Raw genomic sequence first — 21,672 nt, 5'->3', positions numbered from 1 at the left:
TAATGAATAAATTTTTTTTAACATTTTTAGTAGCTCTGGTTACATTATCAGGGTTTGCACAAATAACAGTAACAAATCTTCAGTTAGAATATCGTAACAATCCAGAAGGTGTTGATGTTGTAAAACCAAGGTTTTTTTGGAAATTAGAATCCAACCAAGCAGCGCAATACCAAACAGCTTATCAGCTTTTAGTGGCAACATCAAAAGAAAATTTAGATAAAAATATAGGTGATGCGTACGATTCTAAAAAAGTAAAAAGTTCGCAAACTACGCAGGTAGTATACAAAGGTAAAAACTTAACTGCAACCTCTCAGTATTACTGGAAAGTAAAGGTTTGGGATAAAAATAATAAAGCTTCTAATTGGAGTGCTTCTGCTTATTTTTCTACCGGATTATATCAAAAAGAAGATTGGAAAGGAGCGCAATGGATTGCATGGAAAAATCAAGAAGAATGGGTAGAAAAATGGTGGCGTAATAAAGAGATAGAATCTAAAGCATTGCAATTTCAGTTGCCAAGTTACTTTGGGTCTAGTATGACGTTGTGGGAGCGTTATCAATTTCATCATGATAGCCCGTATGATGCAGCTCCTTTGTTACGAAAAGATTTTAAAGTAACTAAAAAAGTAAAAACAGCAAAAGCATACATTAGTGGTATTGGGTATTATGAGTTGTTTATCAACGGAAAAAGAATTGGAAATCAAGTTTTAGATCCGGGATGGACAGATTACAGAAAAACAATTTTATATGCTACTCACGATATTACTAACGAGGTACAAGACGGAGCAAACCTTGCTGGCGTTATGTTGGGGCGTGGTAATTATGGGCAATTAGCTTACGATCATTGGGGATTTTATAAAAAGGATGGTTACATAGGTCAGCCTAAATTAATGTGCCGAATAAGAGTAGAATATGAAGATGGTACCGAAGAAAATGTAATTAGCGATTTAAGCTGGAAAATTACAGGAGGACCCATTATTTATGATGGTCCACACATGGGAGAAATTTACGACGCAACAAAAGAAATTCCGAATTGGAATTTAGCCAACTTTGATGCTTCTAGTTGGGAAACAGTAAAACCATCTCCACATCCAGGAGGTGAGTTGGTGTCGCAAATGTGTCAACCTATTCGTGTTACAGAAACGTTTAAACCTATAGAAATTAAGTCTAAAGGAAACTATGGGCAATGGATTGATACCGGTACAAATAGTTCTGGTTGGATAAAGCTTCGTCTTAAAAACTTAAAAAAAGGACAGCAAGTTTTAATTTTTTATGGAGAACATGAAGACCCAACTTCTAGTGGTCAACCAGGTCGTTGGCAACAAATGGGATACATTGGTAAAGGAGAAAAAGAAGAATTTGCAGAGTGTCGTTTTTCATATAAAGGATATCGTTACGTACAGGTTAAAGGGTATAAAACCAAAATAACTAAAGATGACGTTGATGTAAAAATAGTGCATTCTGATGTGCCAAGAGTTGGGCATTTTGAATCTTCGGATAAAGTAGTTAATGCAGTAGATGATATTTGTAGAAAGTCTTTAATTTTTAATTTACATAGTATTGCTACCGACTGCCCAAACAGAGAAAAAAACGGATGGTTAGGAGATGTAGTTACAGGTATGGAATTTGGTATGGCAAACTATGATTTGGCAGCATTAATGACCAAGTTTACTCGTGATATTTGGGATACTCAAAATGAAGCAGGAGGAATGGCAGCCATTGCACCAGCAAATGATTATAGAACAGGTAGGTCTTCTTTATGGTCTTCGGCAGGTGTGCATGTGCCTTGGTATATGTATACATATTATGGAGATACTAGGTTGTTTGATGAATATTGGCAAAAAATGATGTTGTGGGTAGATTATTCTTGGAAACATAACAATTTGGCAGAAAAAGACGGCATGTTTACAGAAATGTATAACGATTGGGTAACCCCTTATGATAGAACTTATAAAGGAGGAGGTAAACCAGGAGGAAATGAGGTAATAGCTTCTATGAATTTTTATTTAGTTTTAAAACGTTTGGCTATTATGGCAGACAAACTAGATAAGAAAAAAGATAAAAAACGTTTAGAACAACAAGTAAAACGTATCCATGCAGGAATTCAGAAATGGGCTTTTGATGAAGAAAAAGTAGAATACGCAGGGTTAAAACCGTTTAATGAATTTTTACCTGTAGTTAATATTCTTGCGCTTAATTATGGTATTGTTCCAGAAAAATATAAAGCACAACTAGAAAAAAAGGTGGTAGACAATATTGTAAAAGATAAAAATTACCACGTTTGGGGTGGTGTGTTTACAGTACACTCTGCTTACGAGTATTTACCAAAAAATGGTTATGCAGATATGATGCATAAAGTTGTGGTAGATGAAGAATGGCCCTCTTTTGGTTGGTTAATTAAAGAAGGCGCAACTACATTGCCAGAAGGCTATAATTTTGCATCGTCAGACATTCATCATTTTATGGGAGCTGTAGATAATTTCTTTTATCGTCATATGGTTGGTATAAATTTCGATGAAAATAACCCAGGGTTTAAACAAATTATTTTAAAACCAAACTTTATTAAAGCAATGGATTTTGCAAAGGCAAGCTACAATTCTATTCACGGAGAAATTAAAGCTGAATGGAAAAAAACAGCTAATGGTACCTATGAATATTCAGGGACTATTCCTGTAAATTGCGAAGCAGAAGTTGTGCTTCCAAACAAAACTGTACATGTAAAATCGGGTAGTTTTAAGTTTACGGTAGCTATTTAATTAGTCTTACTAAAACAATAACTTTAACATATAATTCCGATAGAACAGGACAGGGAATATTGTTTTGTAATATAGTTTTACTCTTCTTACTTTTTAGCGTGTTTGTGTATAATACATACTACAAATACGCTAAAAAAGTATAGTGTATATTATGTTCTAAACAATTTTAAAATGATAAAAAAGGTACTTTTATTTTCAGTAATATTTTTTTTTACAATTTCTTCGAGTGCACAGATAGAAATCTTTAAGCAAGATTTTAATGAATCTACAGTACGTGCAGACTATACTAGTGATAACCCGAGTTCTAGTCAGTTTACAAAAATTAGCAACAGTTCTTCAGTTTTATCAAGTATAACAAACGGAGCTTTACGTTTTACTAAATCAGGTAGTTCTTCTGCCTATTTTTACAGAAACATCAATAGAGATCTTACACAAGAACCAACTTTAATGAAAATGAAGTTTGATTTTGCTGTTGCAGGTCAAAATGAAGACCATCCAGATGATAGAAGGGCTATGTCTTTTTATTTTGGTCCTAGTTTTGCAAGAGCTGGTACTTCAATAGCAGATGTTCATAGTAGATTTGGGTTAGGGATTAGTGAAACTACAGGAAGTTTTTTTTTACAAGTATTAGATAATGGTAGTGCCAAATCAGTAGATTTTTCTGGCAAACAAACCATTACCTTTATGGTTAATAATAGTGGTAGTACACAAACATATTTAGCACCAGATAATTCTACAGAAAGTATTGCAGATGATACTTGGGAAATTTGGGTAGGTACAACAAAAGTGTTTAATGATATTGCCTCTAGAAATAAAGATTTAAGTTTAGGTAGTTTTAAATTACAATACAATTCTTTTTTACCAAAAGGAATTTTAGATTTTGATAATTTTGAATTTATAGATTTATTAAATCAAGAAATTGTTAAAACACAATCATTAGTACATCCGCACATTTTAGTAAGTAATGCTGATAAACAAAAAATATTAGACAATATTGCTAATTATGATTGGGCTAGTAGTATGTTTAATCAACTAATGGAAAGACAATCTTTGTACGAAGAAATTCATGTTTCCGACCCTAAGTTTATATTAAAATCGATACCAGGTATACCTGGTGATAGAAATACACATAGAACTATTTTAAACAGAGCAGTAGAATGTGGTATTATTTATTATTTAACAGGTAATGAAGGTTATGCGCAATTATCTGCAGATATTTTACATCATTATGTAAAAATGATTAGTGTACAAGATCCTTTAAATTTTAAGTTTTATTCAAGTAGTTTTAATCATTTAATTCAAACTAGAGAGCATTTTCCACGTGTAGGAATTGCTTATGATTTTATTCATTCTTTTATTTCTAAAGAAACCACTACTGTTTTTGATTATGAAACAGAAACACGTATTCCTTTTAATTTTGAAACATCACAAAAAGCCTTTGAGGTAATGGCAGAAAATGTTTTAAAAGTTGGGGCTACAAACTCAAACCATCCTGTTTTAGAATTAACGGGTGCTTTATACAATGTAATGTGTATGGAAGATGATGCTACGAGAGAGCGTTATTTTCAAAGACTTTGGAATGGAGATTCTAATCAAAACGGAATTACATGGATGTTAAACCACTTTACCAAAGAAGAAAGTATGTGGCCAGAAGCTGTAGGGTATAGTAAATTTACACACGCTATTATTCTAAAAGTTATGAATGTTTTAGACAGATATAAACCAGAACTTAAAATAATAGAGAATAATTTAAACCTATTAGACGGTATTTTTATTTTTGATAATTTTTATTATCCAAATGGGTCTACTATAGCCTACGGAGATATAGGTAGAACGTTTACAGGCGATAACCATGTTTATAGAAACGTACTTGCTATGGGAGATCGTTTAGGGTTGGCAGCATATAAAGAAAAAGCTGCGGTTACACTTAAAAAAAGATACAATGATGAAGGTGGTTACAAACCTGTTATAGAAACTCAATCTTTAGAATGGAATAACCCACTGCAATTATTATGGGGTGTAAATATAGATGATGCAGTAGTTAGTACAGGTACACCTTTATATAATACAGTTACTGCAAAATATGCAGGTATGGTTATGCAACGTAATTTTGTAGAGGAAAATAATGTAGATAATGGTTTAATGTATTATACCGGTGGTGGTAGTTATGTGCATGCACATGCTACAGGTTTAGATATGGAACTCTATGGAGCAGGTTATATTATGGGGCCAGATTATGGTAATGATGATTATGGTAGTGATATTCATGAAACTTATGCCGTTTCTCATGCAGCACACAATACAGTTATTGTAAATGGAGCAACTAAAAGAGGTATTTCTAGTTCTGGTACTTGGTTAAATATTGTAGATCCTATTGTTTTAGAAGCAAGTGAGCCAGAGGCATATGCGAATCCAATTTCAGATAACTTTGGGTTTTCTACTCAATTTTTAGAAGATCGTAATAATAATTTAGATCAACAACGTACAAATAGTATTGTTAGAACAAGTGCTACAACTGGTTATTATGTAGATGTATTTAGATCTATTTCTAAAGATGTAAATAACTATCATGATTACCTCTTTCATGGTTTGGGAGATGTAATGCAAATGAAAACCGGAGAAATTGCACTTAATTTAACAGCTACACCAGAAAGATATAATAATGATTTAGGTGATAGTAGAAAACAACCGGGATGGAGATGGTATACAGATGCAAAAACATCTCAATTAACAACCGATGCTATTTCAGCGAGATTCGATTTACAATTTGATAACAAATATTTACACGTAAATGTTCCTGGAGGAATTGATAAGGAGTACTCATCCGCTTTAGCGCCTGCAACTAAATATGTTAGAAATGGATATTCTAATAAAAAGACGCAAATGTTTATGATGCGTAAATATGGTGAAGCATGGAATAAACCCTTTGTAACAATATATGAACCTTCTAGTAGTGCCATAAGTAGTGTTAAGTCTACGGCTAATATTATTAATAATAATAAAGTTGTTGGTGTAAAAGTTATATCTGAAGTTAATGGACAAAAAATAACAGATTTTATTCTAACGAATGATAGCGAAGAAGCAATTCAATTAAGCGATTTAAATATAGCCTTTACAGGTAGATTTGGAATTGTACGTACCATAGAAAAAGAATCAACTACAGATGTTTCATTATATATTGGTAAAGGAAGTCAGCTTACTTTTTTAGATGAAACAATTACTGGTGACGCATCTGGAAAAGCATTTTTAGAATACACATTAGATTATACGTTATCAACCTTAGATTTTAACAATTTAGAGAAACGTGTTACTGTATTTCCTAATCCGTCAGAAGGATTATTTGAGATAGATTTACCTTTAAATGTTAAAAATATAAAATTACAAGTTTATAATATTCAAGGGCAATTAGTAGTTTCTAAAAAACAACCTGTAAACGGAGGTAATGCTAAATTAGATATTAGAAATCAAGCAAAAGGAATCTATTTTGTTAAAGTAAATTTAGAGACTCCTGTTTTTATTAAAGTAATTAAAAAGTAATTTATAAATATATTTTTATATAATAAATTCATCCCCCCATGGTATAGCTTTTGGGGGATTTTTTATATTAAAAGGGATGTTAATTCATAAAGTGAAATAAATTATTTATTTTTAGTAAATTATTTATAAATTATTTTAAATGAAAAACCTGTTTTTTTTATTATCCTTAATACTATTTATACAATGTAAATTACCTGAGAAAGAAAATGATTTAACGGAAGATTTTAAAACGTTAAGTGATGGTTTTGTTTCTCCAGTTAAACAATATCGTCCAGAAACATGGTTTCATATCAACGGAAACAATATTAGTAAAGTAGGCCTTACTAAAGATTTAGAAGCAATAAAATCTGCAGGGTTGCAAGGAATTCAGCTCTTTAATAAAAGCGGAAGACCTTATCCTGAGGTGAATCAAATAAAAATTTTATCTCCCGAATGGGAAGACATGATTCGTCATGCCGCAGAAGAATGTAAACGTCTTGGTTTAAAATTTACAATGCAAAATTGTCCTGGTTGGTCTATGACAGGAGGCCCTTGGGTACCTGTAGAAGAAGCACAGCGCGAAGTGGTTGAATCTGTGTATCATGTATCCGGTGGGGAAAAATATAATGAAATTCTAAAATTAGATTCATTATATAAAACATCAGATTATAATTATAAAGATATTCAAGTTTTAGCTTTTCCTACTCCAGAGGGAGATGATTTAACCCCTATTAATCCATCAGAAGTTGAAAGTAATAATCAAGTTATTCCTTGGGTAGATATTTTTAACCCCAACTCAAAACTTATAGTTACTCGTAAAAGTACTCAATTAGATAAACCTTTAAAAGAGTATAGAGCTCAGGGAATTTCTAAAATAAACAATGAGGATACTTGGGTTAAAACTAAGTTTGATACAGTGGTAACACTGCGTTCTATTATTTTTCCGCAATCTAGACATATGATTATGGGAACAGAATATCCTAAGATAGATGTTGCTGTTAAAGTTGAAGCCTTAATTAATGATGAATTTAGAGAAATAAAAACTGTTAACGTACCCGATGCGAATTGGAATGATAGAAGAAAGCACTTAACCTTAGCAATTCCAGAAACGACCGCTAAGGTGTTTAAATTTACTTTTAAAGGAAATCATACTATTGCTCCAGAAACTATACGTTTAAGCGCTAAACCTAAAAATCATAATTTTGAAGCCAAAGCAGCAAAAGTATTAAGACGTCTAGAAAAAGATGTACACTATAAATATGCAGAAAATACTATTGTAAAAAGGAATTCTATTATTAATCTAACTGATAAAATGACTTCTGATGGAAAACTAACTTGGAGTATTCCAAAAGGAAATTGGACGGTAGTTCGTTTTGGTCATATCAATATGCGATTAACCAATAAACCTGCAGTTCCAGAAGCAACGGGTTGGGAGTCTAGCAAATTAGATAAAAAAGCCATAGAAAATCATCTTAAAAAAGGGATGATAGGAAATTTAATTAAAGATGGAGGTCCAATAGGAAACGGAAAATTACAAGGCTTATTAATAGATAGTTGGGAGAGTCATGTACCTACTTGGACCATGAATTCCGATGATATGTTTAAGGAATTTAAACACAGACGAGGTTATGATTTGGTAAAATATCTGCCCGCAACTATGGGGTATATTGTAGATAGCCCAGAAGTAACAACTAAATTTTTACGAGATCTACGCCAAACAATGGATGATTTATTTATCGAAAATTTCTTTGAACATTTTGCAACTATCGCTCACGAAATGGGAGCAGAGGTATATACCGAAGGTGCTGGAGGAGAAGTTTTACCTATAGACCCTATGCGTTATTATGGAGTAAGTGATATTCCAATGACAGAGTTTTGGTACCCTAAAGCACCGTCTAATCAAAACGAATTTGCCAAACCTATTCTCTCAGCAGCTTCAGCTACGCACTTATACAATAAGCCTGTTTTAGCAGCAGAAGCTTGTACGCAAGTTGGGGTAAAATGGAACGAACACCCATTTAGCGTAAAGTATTTAATAGATTATAATTTTACAAAAGGAGTAAACCATTTGGTTTTTCATACATTTTCTCATACACCTCAAACCAACGTATATCCCGGGTCTAGTTTTGGAGGTAATATAGGGTTTCCTTTTGTTAGAGCACAAACTTGGTGGAAATACATGCCAGATTGGATTGATTATTTAACTCGTAATCAATATGTATTACAGCAAGGAGAATTTGCAGCTGATGTACTTTGGTATTATGGCGATCATTTTGAGCGTCCTCCTTTTGATTTAAATGATTTTCCAAAAGGCTATAAATATGATTATTTAAATGAAGAAATATTACAGCAAAAATTAACTGTTAAAAACGAGAAAATTAATGTTAAAGATGCTGGAGATTATCGTGTTATTCTTTTAAGGGATTCTAAAAATATGCTATTGTCTACAGCCAAGAAACTAAAAGAGTTAGTATTAAATGGAGCTGTAATTGTGGGAGATAAACCTACTGATTCCCCTAGTTTAATGGATGATGAAAATGATGTACAAACACTATTAGCAATTTCTAATGAATTATGGGGAAATGCTAAAAGTGGAGTAAAAAAAGTAGGGAAAGGAAAAGTATATTGGGGTATATCTATAGAAGAAGTTTTAAAAAGTGAAGCTATTATACCAGATGTAATAGTTCCACAAAATGCAGATGTACAATGGATTCATCGTAAAACCGATGCTGCTGATATTTATTTTGTATCTACTAAGAGTGAAAAACCTACAGATGTATCAATAAGCCTTAGAGTTAAAAATGCTTATCCTCAATTTTGGGATGCTTTTACAGGAAAACAATATGATGCAGCTGTTTGGAACAAAACAAAAGATAGAATTAATGTAGCTGTATCTTTTGATGCTAGCGGAAGTGCAATTGTTGTTTTTCCTAAAGGAAATAAAACACCGTATGCAACAAAAGTGGAATTTGAAGGAGAACCGGTATTAAGTTCAGAAATTGGTTGGTATAGAATTCATGAAAATGATGATTTAGTTTGTGTTAAAATAGAAAACAAAAAGATACAAGCATCTACATCTGGAGTTTATAAAGTTTATAATACAGAAGGAGTCTCATCAACAAAAGTTGATGTAAAAGAAATTTCTATTCAGAATAATTGGAAGGTAGCTTTTGAACCAGGATGGGATACTCCAGAGTCGGTTAAGGTTTCTCAATTAAAATCACTTACAGAGTTTGATAACAAAGCCATACAACACTATTCAGGAACAGTTAGTTATACTAAAGAAATAGAAATTGATGATCTTGAAAAAAATAGGATTTTAGATTTAGGGCACGTAGCCAATATAGCTGAATTGTGGTGCAACGGCAAAAAAGTGGGTACACGTTGGGCTCCTCCATATAAATTTGAGGTAGGTAATGTACTTAAAAAAGGAAAAAATAAAATTGAAATAAAAGTAACCAACACGTGGCGAAATCAATTAATTTATGATAATACGCGTGCTAAGGGAGTAAAGAAAACATGGACAACGAGTCCTCCTAAAAAAGAAGAAACTGAATTAGATGTTTCTGGCTTGGTAGGACCTGTTAAATATATAGAGTTTTCTTATTAAAATTGTAAAAAAATAAACTTTTTTAAAAAAAAGAGAGAGTTAATTATTTGATGCATAGTGCTTAATGTTTAAAGGTGATTAGTTTTATTTAAAAATTAACACAGGGCAAAACAGGACAAGAATTATAATGTTGAGGTTTAGCTTTGTGTATATCCAAAATATGTATTTGGAAATTTTAAACTTTTAACTAAAATATTACATTATGCAAAAAATTACATTTAAAAACATTGTCTTTTTATTGACTTGCTTTGTTGCTTTTCAAGTATCTGCTCAAGAAAGTTTTCCTGGAGAAGGTAATTATAGAATACAACTTTTAACGGAAGGTTTGTATCCTACAATTCCTAGTACTTATAATACAAATAAAGATGGCAATAACCCAGATAGTATTCCTTTAGAAGAATTGGCAGATACAGATAATTCTCAAATATTTACTTTTAAAGAAGCAGGAGGCTTCTTTTCATTTGCAGGAGAAGCGTATAGAACGTACACCATTGCAAGTGCTCAATTATCTCCTGTAACCTATTTGCACCTAAGAAATGCAGAATATACAGGTTCTGGAAGTAGAATGACTTTGCGTGAGCTTGATGATCCACAGATGCCAAAGGTAGAACACAGAACTTTTATAATAATACCAAGAGCATTACCAGATGAAGAAGGAGGAGATAGTTATTTTCAAATTAGATCTATTGTTACTCCAGATGATGATAGTTCAGGAGAAACAACGGGTTATAATAACAATAATGTATATATGGTATCTACAAATGGACGTGATTTTGTAAACCATGCAGGTCCTTTTAGTGGTACTTCTAGATGGTTATTAGAACCAGCTACAGTAGTATTAAGTACTAAAACTGTAGGTTTTGAAACGGTTTCTATTTCAAACCCTGTTAAAAACCAATTAACAATTAAAGGTTTAAATGCTGATGTTAAAAATATTAGTGTTTATAATTTACTAGGTAATCAAGTTGTAACAAGCAAAGTGAATGGAAAATCTTTAGTAGAGATAAATTTAAACACACTTGCAAGCGGTGTTTATATTGTTAAGTTAAGTGGTGACAATGCTACTTTTAGTAAAAAAATAATTAAGGAGTAACTTTCATATAATTTATTTAAAAAAAGCGCTATCATGTTAAATTGATAGTGTTTTTTTATGATTTTTTTTAAAGTTTAGTTCACTTTTTCTAGTATCAATAATTAATACTATTAGTTTTTAGGGTGTTTTTTTGTTGTTTGTAAGATGTTATTGATATAAAAAAGAAGCTGTTTTTTTGTTTTTATTATTTTTTTCTTTTGATTAAAGCACTAGATTATGGGTTACCGTAGTCTTTTTTTGTTTGAAACCAATAAATTTGAAAAACAATTTTAAAGATTTTCCTTTGGATATAATTTATAATGTTAATAATACTATAAAATAGAGAAATGAATAAAAATTATTTCTTATTTAAATAACTTTAATGCAACTTCATTTAATATAATTGGTTTTTTAAAAATAGTGTTGGGGGGCAGTATTTACAATAGCCACATTATTTTATTTGAGGTTGTTTCTTTCTTAAAAGAATTCTTACCAACTTTTTAATGAAGGTTAGATTCGTGTTTTAATTTCTATTCCTTCATTTTTTGCTTTTTTAAAGGGAAAATAATTTCAATTTTTAAAAAGAAATGTACTTATTAAAGTACTTTTATTAGGAAATAAATTAGTCTACAAAATAAAGCATAAAACTGCATTGCCAATTAACAAATTGTAGATAAATATGAAACATATTTTTTAACTAAGAATGGTTATCGAGTTTAATAACTCGATATTAAAAAGGGAATCTAGTTTAATTCTAGAACTGTCCCGCAGCTGTACGCTCTAAAGTTGAAACCCGAATAGTCACTTTTCGAAAGAATGGGAAGACCGGGTGGATGGAGTAAGTCAGAAGATCTGCCATTTTTTTATAATTCATTAAAGCTTTCGAGGATTGAAACTGAATTAGAGAACTGTTTATCTGGTACTTTTTTATAAAAGGTAGGTGTATAAGTAACGCTTCTCTTATTCTATCATCGTACGCTAAAAAAATAAGTATGAGGACTTCTTTTTTACATTTTTTCTGGGACATTTTTCTAATTATAGGATTTTAGAATTCTTGTTCTCTGTATGCTCAAAAAAGAGATTCTACAAAAATAGTTCAACTAAAGGAAAACTTTTTAGTTGGTAATGATATGGGTATCTATGGTTCTAAGTTATATGTTGTTGTAAATGCCTCTAATAAAGTAGAGGTCTTAGATGTAAAAAACCAAAAAAAATTAAGCAAATAAATGTTGATAATTGTAGGTACATTAAGTTTTATAAAGGAAAAGCATATTTGAGTACGTATTTAACGTGAGTTCGAGCTAATCAATCGCAATATTCGGTAACATATTCGGGATTTTTATAGAAGGTTTTTTAGGTAAAAAAGAATATGCAATTAATCCAGAGATCATATTTGTTATGAAATTATCAAAAGATCTATGTCTAGAATGTTCAATTTGGCAAGTGTTTTTTAGTACATCATTTACTGTTTCGATGATTGCTCTTTTTCTTAGGATAACTTTATCCATATAGTCCATTGCTTTCTTTTTCATGTTTTTTCGAACTTTAGTTATTAAATGAATTCCGTCTACAAAAAGTCTTTCAAATAAATCTTTCCCAATATATCCTTTGTCTCCAAAAATTTTTCCAAATAATTTGTCGTGAAACTTCTTTTGTTTGAGAGGGAATCTGTCATCTACATTGGCTGGAGTGAACATAAAATCAATAATTTCTCCTTTGTCATTGCAGACAATATGTAGTTTAAACCAAAATACCACCCCATAGTTCCATAGCTTTTTTTGGCAATATCTTTAAATACTTTATGTTGTTTTTCTCTTTTATAGTGACATACTTTTAAAGGAGTAGAATCAATAAAAGAGATACCTGTGCAATCGCCTAAACAATACATTTTCATAAAAACGGCTAAAGGTTGTGTAACCTTTTTTTGAAGTTCTACAAATCTATTATAAGAAACACAATCTGGAAACAGATCTTGTCTGTATTTACAAATATGGTTTAAGTAAAAGTGTTTAAGGTTTCGGTAAGACTTTAGGTGAAATATAACAAGTATGGTCATCACTTCACTATCAGACATTTTGAACTTTCTATTACGTTTTTTAGTTGTTGAACCATCAGAAATGCTGTTTTTATTAAGAATTAAGTTAAATTCTTTCATAAAATCATCTAAAGAACAGAAAATTTCTATAATTTTACTATCAGAAATCATAAGCAGGATATTTATTAATATATTAGAATTCAGTACTTTAATATACTAAATATTCTGCTTTTTTTATAGGTTTAATTAAAATTTCTTACATCGAACTCACGTTATTTAGGTGTTGTTGGAGATCTGGATGCTGCAAACAGAAAAATTATAGAAATTGATATTACAAGTCTTAATGTTACACGTTCTGTAAATGTAGGTAGACAACCAGAAGAATTAGTTGTTTATAATGATAAAATATATGTTGCCAATTCAGGAGGATATAGTTCGTCAGATTATGAATCTACTGTTTCTGTAATATTCTTATCTATATCATAAAATATAAAAACCTCTTCTTAATAATTAAGAAGAGGTTTTTTTGTTTGTTATTGTTTTCTAAATTAGAAAACAGAATATGATTATCTGTATCTGTTTAGTTCTCTAATATTAACGTCAAAATCATAAGAAAGAGAGAATTCGTGAATACCTCCGGTATTTAAAAGCTTTTTGTTGCTAAAATCATAAGAATATCCAAAACGAAAACCTTGCATTGTAATACCTATAAAAGTGGTAAGAGAACTTATTGTGGTTGCGTTGTCTCCAATTTTTAAAGGAGAAGTAGATGCTGTCATTCCAAAAGAAAACTGATCGTCAAAAACGTATTGTCCTCCAATATCAAATCTATTAAAGTCTCCTTGCATCATAAAGTTAGACAAAAGATAGACTTTACTTTTTTTAGCAAACCATGTTTCATAATTTTCTAAAAAAGGTAAATAATATTTTGTGTGCACAGACCAAAATACATCTAAAGCTTCATTACCGTTTTCTGTTAAAGAAATATTGGGTTTGTTTAAATGTTTTACGGTTAATCCAATCCAAGAATCATCATTGTTAAATAAAATAGAAGAGCTAAAATCGAAGAAATTTCTTTGTTCGTTTAATAAAGCAGGATCAAAACTTGATGTATTTATTACGCTGCTGCCATTTAAATTAATTTGATCTTCTAACAATAGATTTTGAAATCCGTAATTTTTCATTCCGAAACCAGCAGAAATACTAGGCCTAAAATACCAGGTATTGTTAATTTGAAATGCCATAGCATAATTTAAATTAATCTGATTAAAAGTGTAAGAAGAGGCACTTTCCGTTTGGTTTAAGAAACTAACACCAATCCCTGTACCAAAGCTTTCGAACCAAGTGTCTGCAAAGGCATAATTAGAATTTGTTTTAAAAGAGGAGTTTCTCCATTGAGACCTAAATACAGCACCAACTTTGGTACTTCTAATATTACCTGTAAATGAAGAATTTATGGTTTCTGGAACCAGGTATCCTTGAGAGAATATAACGTCTTGTGCATAATTTTGTGCACTTGCTATAACAAAAAGTAGTAGTATAATTTTCTTCATCTTATTTTATAAGTGTTATAGGTGTAGATGTTGTTATTGCTTTATTGTAAAAAGTAAGTGCTTTTACAACCATTATGTAATTTCCGTTTTCAGAAGGAACTCCTTTTATTGTTCCGTCCCATCCTTTTAATTCTAAGTCGATGTCTTTTTCTGTATAAATAGCAATTCCCCAAGTATTATAAATAGTCATTTCTATTTCTGATAAACCTCTAAAAGAAGGTCTTATTGTTTCATTATAACCATCGTTATTAGGGGTAAATGCAGTTGGGCTAATTAAAAGATAGCCTGTTGTAATATTTAAGTCGTACTCTTTAGTTATTGCACATCCAGTACCATATATTATTTTTAAGGTTACTTTAAAAGTACCTACTTTATCATACGTGTAACTAGGAGCCTCTTCATCTCTAACAATTGGACTTCCATCTCCAAAATCCCAAGTGATGCTAGAATATGTACTTGTAGAAAGGCTTACATATTGAAACTGTATTGGGTCTTGTATAGAAAGTAAGTTATAGGTTTCTAATGTAGATGAATTATAGTTAAAATCTGTCTCATCAATTTTGGGTAGATTAACTGTAATGGTTTCACTTTTAGTACATCCATTAGCATCTGTAATTTTTAATGTATACGTTCCGCTTTCTGTGGTTGTAAAATTAGTATCTGTTGTTCCGTCAGACCATTCATAAGTATATGGAGAAATACCACCAGTTATTTTTGCTATTGTTGTATGGCTAACGGTTGCTAAACCACAGTCTGTAATTACGGTTTCTTCAAGGTCTAAGTCTAGAGGTTCTTGTCTAAAAATATTAAATTGTTTTATTATGGTACATCCGTTAGTATCTGTAATTTCTACAGAATAATCTCCCGCAGGTAGGTTTGCTAAATTAGGAGTTATTTCTCCAGTATCCCATAGATAAGTATAAGGAGATTGACCTCCAAAAACAGATAAAGCAATACTACCATTACCAACAATATTACAATCTGTGTCATCTGTTAGTGTTTCAGAAACAGTAATTTCTGATGGGTTCGTTATAATAAAAGTTTCTTCTATCGGACAGCCTCCTGCAACTGTATCTTCAATATTAACAGTATATGTGCCAGGAGAAAGCCCTGTTCTATTAACACCTGCTCCGGCATCATCATTCCATAATACAGTAACGTTTGTAGTATCTCCAGTTAAATTTAAAGATATAGTAGCATTATTTGCGTCAATACAGGTAATTGGTGTTACATCTGGTGCTATGGCAAAATTAGTCTGTGTAATTTCTATAGAAACTATTTTCTCACAATTATTAGCATCTGTAATTGTAGCAACATAGGTGTCTGCCGGCAAGTTGGTTAATGAGAAACCGTTAGCTAAATTACTCCAAGATATTTTATATGGAGTAATACCACCAGTTACGGTTAAATCAATGGTTCCAAAATTAGATCCAATACAAGGATCAATATTTGTTTTTGCTACTGTTACTTCTATTTCTGAAGATAGTTCTTCTATAACAATAGATTGATTTCTAGAACAACCTAACTTATCTGTAACAATTACGTTATAGGTTCCGGAAGTTAATGTAGTTTGATCTTCTACACTTGTATTTAATCCGCTTCCATCGGTAGTTGTCCAGCTGTAAGTATAAGGCAGTGAACCTCCAGAAACGTCAATATCTATGCTACCAGTAGTATCTCCAAAACACGAAATATCTTGTTTAGAAGCTAATGTAATTACTGGTGTTTCATTAACAGTAACACTTGCTACTTCAGAGGTAATGTCAGAAGAACATCCACCAGGTGGAAAAGTGATTTTTACATAATAGTAGATAGTTCCGGGAACATCAACTGATGGAGTATAAGTGTCCTTCGTTGAAACTGAAGTTCCTCCAATAGCTGAATTTACTGTATTAGAAAACCATTCTAAGGTTCCTGTTCCGTTATCGTAAACAACCTCTAAAGCAGTTGCTCCTTCACCCAAACAAAGAGTATAAGAATCTGGTTGGTCTGTTATTATTGGTGTAGGATTTATTATTAATTTTGATGTATCACTGGTAATACTACAACCAGATTCTGGTTGAGAAACCACCACATAATAATAAAAAGTACCATCATCTGTAGTTGTTGGAGTGTGTGTTGCAAAAGTTGCACCTGCAATTGCTGTTCCGGTAGTGTTGTTATCATCTTCATTTTTGTACCATTGATAGTTTTTATCAGAACTTGTTTCGCTAGTAGTAGTAACTGTTAATGGAGTTAATGTTGTAGCACCTTGACATACTTCTTGGCTAACAATTGGTTGTGTGATAATAATTGGGTCTGGTATTACGGTAACTTTAAATGGTTCACTTACATTAGAAGAACATCCGTTTCCGTTTAAAGAAATTTCTACATAAAAATAGAAATCTCCGTTAGTAGTAAATGCATCAGGGGTATATGTGTTATCTGTAGTTACTGCAACTTCGGTTCCTCCAGTATTTGTATTACTCGTATTAGAAAACCATTTGTAAGAAGGAGTTCCTGTTCCGTTTGTATAAGTGATTTCTAATGGAGTTGTTCCTCCGATACAGATTGTTTGTGGCAGAGATACGGAATCTACTATTAATTGAGGTACAACAACAACTTTTGCTACGTTTGATGTAATTTTAGCACAAACCCCAGTAGGGAAAGTAACCTCTACATAATAGTGGGTTGTACCTGCAGCGTTAGTTGGAGGTACAAAGGTAGGGTCTGTGCCTACTGGAGTTCCTCCGATAGCTGAGTTTGATGTATTAGAAAACCATTGATAAGTTGGAGTTCCTGTTCCGTTTTTATGCTCAACCTCTAGTAGTGTAGCTGTTCCGTCTAAACAGATTTCAGAAGAAGCTGGTTGACTAGTAAATACGGGTGCAGGGTTTACTGTAATTACAAATTCTACAGGTTCACCATCGCAAATATCCGATCTAGGAGTTACAGTATAAGTAACAAAACCTATAATATCACTTCCGTTACTTAATCTTTCTACAGGAATTACATCTGTATCTCCACTAGCTGTAAAACCAGTAATATCTGTACTACTTGCTGTTGCTGTCCAAGAAAAAGTAGTACCTGTAATATTAGCTGTTAAATTAATTTCAGCAATACTTTCAGTAGAACAAATTTCTTGGGTTAAGTCTGTATTTGTAATAACGGGTTTATCTAAAATTTCTATTTTTTTGGTAATTGTAACAGGATTACAAGTTCCTTGCACTGTTAATGAAACAGTGTAGGTGCCTGGTGTAGTAAACGTGTGTGATTCAGTTGTTTTTGATGTTTCTATTACTTCTGGTGTTCCATCACCAAAATTCCAAGTAAATTTAGCTTCATCTTTACAGTCAAGGTTGTCAAGAATTGTAGAAATATTTTTAAAAGAAATAGATTCGTTAATACAGCCACGGTCTATTGTTTCAAAATCGGGTATAGAAGCTTGTATTATAAATATATTATCAATAGTCCAACTTCTTTCATAGCATGCATTTTTAACCGTTAATTTAGCGGTGTATTTTCCATCTGCTGTAGGGCAACTCCCTTTTGTGTAGTTGTATATTACAGGGAAATCTTTTAGACCTGTAGGGTCTATTGATTTTAGTTGTGCATGTGTAAATGTTTTTTCTTCACCATCTCCAAAATCTACAGTATATTCTGTATCATCAGAGTTTTCTCCCCAATTTAAAATTGCAAAATTATATTCAGGTGCACATTGTGTTCCTTTAATAGCAGGAAGACTAAACCCCCCCACAAGGTTAGAGGAATTACTTACTGTGTATATTTTTTCGTTTTTACAGCCATTATTACCTTCTGCTGTTATTTTCATTAAATAAGAACCTACAGATGTGTATGTATGGGATATAGGAAAAGTTGCATTTGAAATACCACTAGTACCGTCACCCCAATCTATAGAAATATTATTAACACAACTAAGTGCGGTAATATCAGAAATATTTTTAACTTGAATAGGGTAATCTGCACTTGTAGATGAGGTGTTGTCACACTTATTAAAACCTTTTCCATCTACATCACCAAATTCTACATCTGGTTTTTCTAGTACAGAAATTGTTTGTAAAACAAGGTCAGAAGTTCCTGTGTCATCGGTAACCGTTAAGGTTACGTCAAAATCTATAGAAGAACAACCAAGCGCTTCAAAAATATGGATAGGGTTTTCTTCATCAGAAGTAATACCATCACCAAAATCCCAACTATACGTTAGGTCTCCTGTTGCTCCAGATACATCGCTTGTAAATTGTATTTCTTCACCAGAACAAGCATTATTATTATTTGTAAACGTAAAACTAACTGTTGGTGCTACTATTGGTTTAATAGTGTTTTTAGTACTGCCAGAAACACTTATAGGTACGTTTGCTAAAAAGTCAACTAGTTTAGTATTGCTTAAATCTGCATAGGTATTTAATAGTACTCCACAAATCAATAAAAAAGAAATGTAGTAAATTTTCCTTTTGTGATTAAAGGACAATGGTTTTTTAATTTTCATGCTTGTTTGGTTAAATTTACACATTAAAATCTATAAAATTCGATAAAAAAAATAGATAAAATCTATTCTAAAGGAGGGATTGCAATTCTTTTTCTTAAAAAGTTCAAATATAGTAAAATCTATGAATTAACCTTTTTTTAAGAGTAGCTTTTGTGTGTTTTATTTTTAAATGATTAAATAATTGTTTTTTAGGTGTTTATGGTGATTTTGCTACTTGCTTAAATGGTGCTTTACAAAGTAATTTTTATTTGTTTATGATATAGGCTTTATAAATTGAATAAATGAGAAATAATTTGTTGCAAAATGTTCTGGTTTTTATTGATACTAATGGTTGTGAAGTTACTTTTTTAGGATAAGCTTTTTGAGTTTCTATATTTATTAAATTGTTAAACCATTATTATTAAATAGACATATAATAACATGATGTTTTTTAATAAATAATATATATAAGTGAAAAAATAGAGATAAAAATCCACAGACTTAAAGCCAATAGAATGGGGTTTAAGTCTGTTGTTTTTAAATCTTTTGTAGAAATTGTTGCTCCCACTAGAAATAAGGTTACTACTAATATTCTTTTAGAATAAAATACAATTTCATTAGTTACGGTAGTAGGAATTATATGATAGCTGTTTATAAAAATAGCGAGTACAAAAAGTAAAATAAAATACGGAATTTTAATTTTATCACCTTTTGTTTTAAACAAAAACATTGATAAAATAGATAATGGAATAATCCAAAGTGTTCTAGATAGTTTTACGGTGGTTGCAATCTTTAAAGCTTCATCACCATAACTTAAAGCAGCACCAACAACAGAACTAGTATCGTGTATGGCTATTGCACACCATAAACCAAATTGTTCTTGACTTAAATGTAAAAAATGACCTATTGCAGGAAAAACAAACAATGCGATAGAGTTTAATAAGAAAATAATACCTAAAGCAACACTTATTGGCTTACTGTCTGCTTTTATTACTGGAGCAATAGCAGCAATGGCACTCCCTCCGCAAATAGAAGTTCCAGAAGTAATTAAATGCCCTAGTTTTTTATCAATTTTAAATAATTTAGTTAATAACAGCCCTAAACTTACTGTTAAGATAATTGATAGAAAAGTAAGGCAAAAGGCTTGTTTGCTTGTTGTTAATGTTTCTTTAATTAGCATTCCAAAGCCCAAACCTATAACCGCTAATTTTAAAAGGAGGTGAATTGCTTTATAACTTTTTGTTTTAAAAGGGTTTTTAAAAATGATAGCAAATACAAAACCGAGTAATAAAGCTGTAGGACTATTTATTGATCCAAAGAAAGTGATTATAATAATTAAGAGGAAGATTATTTTAGATACTTTAGTTTTCATGTCGATATGATTTATCGAGACAAAATTAGTGACTAAGAATAACTATTAAGCAAATTAAATTATTGTTTGATATAACTAAAAGTTATGGTTGTTTAATGTGTAATTCTCAAAGTAGTTCATTAAATTAGATTGATATCCTGTTCTAGAGACAAAATAAAACCATCGTTCTATAGTTAAATCCTTTACATCAATGATTTTAAGCTTGTTATTCATTAAATCATCTGAGATAGCATGAATAGAGATGAAGGCAAAATTGTCTGAATTTAAAAGATAGTTTTTAATAGCTTCTGTGCTATTTAAAGTTACAACGGTATTTAGTCTTTTAACTTGGTATTTGTCTAAATGCTCAAATACAATTTCTCTTGTTCCAGAGCCCATTTCTCGCATAATAAATGGTACTTCTTGCAGTGTTTCTATGGTAATAATTCCTTTTTTATATGTGTTGTTTTTAGCATTGGTAACCAAAACAATTTCATCTTTCATAAACTTGCTAAATTGTAATTTACGATTGGTGTTTTTACCTTCTATAATTCCGAAATTTAGTTTTTGGTTTAAGATGAGTTCTTCAACATCGTCTGAATTTCTCGCCGTAATTTCAAATTTTGTTTTTGGATATTGTACTCTAAATTTTGAAATTATTTTTGGCATTATATAATTTGCCAATGTGGTACTAACTCCAAATTTTATTAAATCGGGATAGGTTTCATTTTTATGCAAAAATTGATTTTCCATTTCTGCATAAATTTCTAAAATTTTATTGGTATAAATTAAAAAAGCTTTTCCTTCATTTGTTAATTCTATGGAGTTTCTTTTTCTTATAAAAAAGGTGGTTTTGTAGGTTTCTTCTAAATTTCGTACAGATTTAGAAATGGCAGGCTGAGAGATAAATAATTGTTCTGCAGCTTTTGTAAAACTTAAATAGTTTGCAACCGTTTTAAAAATAAGGAGTTTTGTTTTCATTACACGTTTATGGCTAAAATATAATCAACAATTAAATTAATATAAAATTAATGGATTTTTTTATAACCTAAAGATACGTGTAATCTTATTCTTTTAGAAGACTGTTTGTAGAATTTATAGTAATAAAAAACTCGATACTAAAAGTATCGAGTTTTTAAAAAATTATTAAAATCCGTTTCCAGGATTTTCTGGAGCTGATGAAGCTTGCGCTTTTTGAGGGCTTAAGATCATATAGGTACCTAAAGCTGTTAAAGCAGCGTATTTACCATATTTTCCTATTTCTTTTAAAGCATCCTTTCTGTCTATTTTTTTATTGTCTTTAATATTCATGACGAT

General features: G+C 31.1%; 9 protein-coding genes, 1 pseudogene and 1 riboswitch. Of the genes and pseudogenes, 4 read left to right on the top strand and 6 right to left on the bottom strand.

The window, feature by feature from the left end; genetic code table 11:
* Positions 1 to 2: 2 nt before the first annotated feature.
* The 4 genes from GQR92_RS09885 (at position 3) to GQR92_RS09870 (ending at position 10,972) form a co-directional block, all read left to right on the top strand.
* Positions 3 to 2,753, top strand: coding sequence for a family 78 glycoside hydrolase catalytic domain (locus GQR92_RS09885; RefSeq protein ID WP_158839192.1), 2,751 nt, complete (start codon positions 3 to 5; stop codon positions 2,751 to 2,753).
* 171 nt (positions 2,754 to 2,924) lie between these two features.
* Positions 2,925 to 6,290: a T9SS type A sorting domain-containing protein gene (locus GQR92_RS09880; protein ID WP_158839191.1), complete on the top strand. Its 3,366-nt coding sequence runs from the start codon at positions 2,925 to 2,927 to the stop codon at positions 6,288 to 6,290.
* A 139-nt stretch (positions 6,291 to 6,429) separates the two neighbouring features.
* The gene (locus tag GQR92_RS09875; RefSeq protein WP_158839190.1) at positions 6,430 to 9,879 is read left to right on the top strand and encodes a glycosyl hydrolase; all 3,450 of its coding nucleotides are present in this window, start codon (positions 6,430 to 6,432) and stop codon (positions 9,877 to 9,879) included.
* Between the two features lie 202 nt (positions 9,880 to 10,081).
* Positions 10,082 to 10,972, top strand: a complete 891-nt coding sequence (locus GQR92_RS09870) for a T9SS type A sorting domain-containing protein (RefSeq protein WP_158839189.1) — start codon at positions 10,082 to 10,084, stop codon at positions 10,970 to 10,972.
* A gap of 666 nt (positions 10,973 to 11,638) precedes the next feature.
* Positions 11,639 to 11,825, top strand: a riboswitch (cobalamin riboswitch).
* Positions 11,826 to 12,252: 427 nt separating this feature from the next.
* Here GQR92_RS09870 and GQR92_RS17990 read toward each other — a convergent pair.
* The 6 genes and pseudogenes from GQR92_RS17990 to GQR92_RS17820 all read right to left on the bottom strand — a co-directional run bounded on the left by GQR92_RS17990 (position 12,253) and on the right by GQR92_RS17820 (position 21,666).
* Positions 12,253 to 12,839 (bottom strand): annotated as a pseudogene (locus GQR92_RS17990) (IS982 family transposase).
* A gap of 713 nt (positions 12,840 to 13,552) precedes the next feature.
* Positions 13,553 to 14,539: a PorP/SprF family type IX secretion system membrane protein gene (locus GQR92_RS09860; protein ID WP_158839188.1), complete on the bottom strand. Its 987-nt coding sequence runs from the start codon at positions 14,537 to 14,539 to the stop codon at positions 13,553 to 13,555.
* Position 14,540: 1 nt separating this feature from the next.
* Positions 14,541 to 19,025: a PKD domain-containing protein gene (locus GQR92_RS09855; protein WP_158839187.1), complete on the bottom strand. Its 4,485-nt coding sequence runs from the start codon at positions 19,023 to 19,025 to the stop codon at positions 14,541 to 14,543.
* A 430-nt stretch (positions 19,026 to 19,455) separates the two neighbouring features.
* Positions 19,456 to 20,376, bottom strand: a complete 921-nt coding sequence (locus GQR92_RS09850; RefSeq protein ID WP_158839186.1) for a YeiH family protein — start codon at positions 20,374 to 20,376, stop codon at positions 19,456 to 19,458.
* Positions 20,377 to 20,451: 75 nt separating this feature from the next.
* The gene (locus GQR92_RS09845; protein ID WP_158839185.1) at positions 20,452 to 21,336 is read right to left on the bottom strand and encodes a LysR family transcriptional regulator; all 885 of its coding nucleotides are present in this window, start codon (positions 21,334 to 21,336) and stop codon (positions 20,452 to 20,454) included.
* Between the two features lie 165 nt (positions 21,337 to 21,501).
* Positions 21,502 to 21,666 (bottom strand): hypothetical protein, encoded by a 165-nt coding sequence (locus GQR92_RS17820; protein WP_199269123.1) that lies wholly within the window; start codon positions 21,664 to 21,666, stop codon positions 21,502 to 21,504.
* Positions 21,667 to 21,672: the final 6 nt, after the last annotated feature.

Origin of the sequence: Polaribacter sp. L3A8 (assembly GCF_009796785.1) — a bacterium.
In the GTDB taxonomy this organism is placed as follows: domain Bacteria; phylum Bacteroidota; class Bacteroidia; order Flavobacteriales; family Flavobacteriaceae; genus Polaribacter.
The sequence above is the reverse complement of the archived record's forward strand: the minus strand, read 5'-3'. Positions and strand labels throughout refer to the sequence as shown.